The sequence below is a fragment of the Janibacter melonis genome, from assembly GCF_020567375.1.
GTDB classification, from domain to species: domain Bacteria; phylum Actinomycetota; class Actinomycetes; order Actinomycetales; family Dermatophilaceae; genus Marihabitans; species Marihabitans melonis.
Genome location: NZ_JAJBZM010000005.1, coordinates 1,667 through 5,032 on the forward strand (window position 1 = coordinate 1,667; position 3,366 = coordinate 5,032).

Genomic DNA, 3,366 nt, shown 5'->3' on the forward strand with positions numbered 1-3,366 from the left:
CGGGTGGTGACGCGAGCGCCTCGAGGCCATCGGCCCCCACGGTTGTGGGGGTTGTGGTGCGGGCCGGCCATGTGGGACGAACCGCCACGCTGTTACTAGCGTGGTAGGCGCCCAGAGTGTGGTTGGTGCCGACCGTATGTTGAGAACTGAACAGTGGACGCGAGCATCTTTGTGGCTCAAGTTTTTAAGGGCGCACGGTGGATGCCTTGGCACCAGGAACCGAAGAAGGACGTAGGAATCTGCGATAAGCCTCGGGGAGTCGATAACCAGACTGTGATCCGAGGATTTCCGAATGGGGAAACCCGGCTGGAGGCAAGTCCAGTCACTCCCAGCTGAACACATAGGCTGGGTAGAGGGAACGTGGGGAAGTGAAACATCTCAGTACCCACAGGAAGAGAAAGCAACCGCGATTCCGTGAGTAGTGGCGAGCGAAAGCGGATCAGGCCAAACCGTATCTGTGTGATAGCTGTCAGGCGTTGCAGGTACGGGGTTGTGGGATCTCTTGGTCAGGACTGACATCCTGGCATGGAGTCAAAAACGCGTGTCATAGTCGAAGGGTCTTGAACGGCCCGGCACAGAGGGTGCTACCCCCGTAGACGAAATGATGCGCACTTCAGAGAGATATCCCAAGTAGCACGGGGCCCGAGAAATCCCGTGTGAATCTGGCGGGACCACCCGCTAAGCCTAAATATTCCCTGGTGACCGATAGCGGACAAGTACCGTGAGGGAAAGGTGAAAAGTACCCCGGGAGGGGAGTGAAATAGATCCTGAAACCGTGTGCCTACAATCCGTTGGAGCCTCCTTGTGGGGTGACAGCGTGCCTTTTGAAGAATGAGCCTGCGAGTTAGTGCTCAGTGGCAAGGTTAACCCGTGTGGGGAAGCCGTAGCGAAAGCGAGTCCGAATAGGGCGATTGAGTCGCTGGGTCTAGACCCGAAGCGGAGTGATCTACCCATGGCCAGGTTGAAGCGACGGTAAGACGTCGTGGAGGACCGAACCCACTTAGGTTGAAAACTGAGGGGATGAGCTGTGGGTAGGGGTGAAAGGCCAATCAAACTCCGTGATAGCTGGTTCTCCCCGAAATGCATTTAGGTGCAGCGTCACGTGTTTCTTACCGGAGGTAGAGCTACTGGATAGCTAATGGGCCTCACCAGGTTACTGACGTTAGCCAAACTCCGAATGCCGGTAAGTGAGAGCGTGGCAGTGAGACTGCGGGGGATAAGCTCCGTAGTCGAGAGGGAAACAGCCCAGATCACCAGCTAAGGTCCCTAAGCGTGTGCTAAGTGGGAAAGGATGTGGAGTTGCATTGACAACCAGGAGGTTGGCTTAGAAGCAGCCACCCTTTAAAGAGTGCGTAATAGCTCACTGGTCAAGTGATTCCGCGCCGACAATGTAGCGGGGCTCAAGCACACCACCGAAGCTGTGGCATTGACACACTGCCTGGCCACTTGTGGTCCAAGCGTGTTGATGGGTAGGGGAGCGTCGTGTGGCGAGTGAAGCGGCGGTGTGAACCAGCCGTGGATGCCACACGAGTGAGAATGCAGGCATGAGTAGCGAAAGACGGGTGAGAAACCCGTCCGCCGAATATCCAAGGGTTCCAGGGTCAAGCTAATCTGCCCTGGGTAAGTCGGGACCTAAGGCGAGGCCGACAGGCGTAGTCGATGGACATCCGGTTGATATTCCGGAACCGGCGAAGAACCGCCCCTGATGAATCTAGTGATGCTAAGAGCCTGAAGCTCACCACCGGCGACTTCGGTTGCCATCGGTGAGTGGAACGCTCGACCCGATCTAGTAGTAGTCAAGCGATGGGGAGACGCAGGAAGGTAGCCTCCGCGTGGCGATGGTTGTCCACGTCCAAGGGTGTAGGGAGTCAGGTAGGCAAATCCGTCTGACACATATCCTGAGACCTGATAGTGACCGCATCAGCGGGAAGCAGGGTGATCCTATGCTGCCAAGAAAATCCTCTAGCGAGGTTCTAGCCGCCCGTACCCCAAACCGACTCAGGTGGATAAGTAGAGAATACTAAGGCGATCGAGTGAATCGTGGTTAAGGAATTCGGCAAAATGCCCCCGTAACTTCGGGAGAAGGGGGGCCCGGATTCTGAAGTCCTTTCGGACTAGGATGATGGGCCGCAGAGACCAGGGAGAAGCGACTGTTTACTAAAAACACAGGTCCGTGCGAAGTCGCAAGACGATGTATACGGACTGACGCCTGCCCGGTGCTGGAAGGTTAAGAGGACCGGTTAGTCACCTTGTGTGGCGAAGCTGAGAATTTAAGCCCCAGTAAACGGCGGTGGTAACTATAACCATCCTAAGGTAGCGAAATTCCTTGTCGGGTAAGTTCCGACCTGCACGAATGGCGTAACGACTTCTCCACTGTCTCAACCGCGAACTCGGCGAAATTGCACTACGAGTAAAGATGCTCGTTACGCGCAGAAGGACGGAAAGACCCCGGGACCTTCACTATAGCTTGGTATTGGTGATCGGGACGGCTTGTGTAGGATAGGTGGGAGACTGTGAAGCATGCACGCCAGTGTGTGTGGAGTCATCGTTGAAATACCACTCTGGTCGTTCTGGTTGTCTAACCTCGGTCCGTGATCCGGATCAGGGACATTGCCTGGTGGGTAGTTTAACTGGGGCGGTTGCCTCCTAAAATGTAACGGAGGCGCTCAAAGGTTCCCTCAGCCTGGTTGGCAATCAGGTTTCGAGTGTAAGTACACAAGGGAGCTTGACTGCGAGACAGACATGTCGAGCAGGGACGAAAGTCGGAACTAGTGACCCGACGGTGGCTTGTGGAAGCGCCGTCGCTCAACGGATAAAAGGTACCCCGGGGATAACAGGCTGATCTTCCCCAAGAGTCCATATCGACGGGATGGTTTGGCACCTCGATGTCGGCTCGTCGCATCCTGGGGGTGGAGTTGCTCCCAAGGGTTGGGCTGTTCGCCCATTAAAGCGGCACGCGAGCTGGGTTTAGAACGTCGTGAGACAGTTCGGTCCCTATCCTCTGTGCGCGTAGGAAACTTGAGAGAGGCTGACCCTAGTACGAGAGGACCGGGTTGGACGAACCACTGGTGTGTCAGTTGTCCTGCCAAGGGCACCGCTGATTGGCTACGTTCGGAAGTGATAACCGCTGAAAGCATCTAAGCGGGAAGCACGTCTCAAGATGAGGTTTCCATGGAGCGCAAGCTCTGAGAGGCTCCCAGTAGACTACTGGGTTGATAGGCCAGATGTGGAAGTGCAGCAATGCATGGAGCTGACTGGTACTAATAAGCCGATAACTTGATACACACCCCCACCCCTCGTGGGTGGGTGTAAAAGAAGAAGTCTTCGCGTCCACTGTCCAGTTCCCGAGATACGGTCGGGAAACAA

1 rRNA gene is annotated in these 3,366 nt (G+C 55.6%); it reads left to right on the top strand.

The features are described 5' to 3' along the window. Positions 1 to 174: 174 nt before the first annotated feature. Positions 175 to 3,284 (top strand): 23S ribosomal RNA (locus tag LIV55_RS16780). Positions 3,285 to 3,366 lie beyond the last annotated feature (82 nt).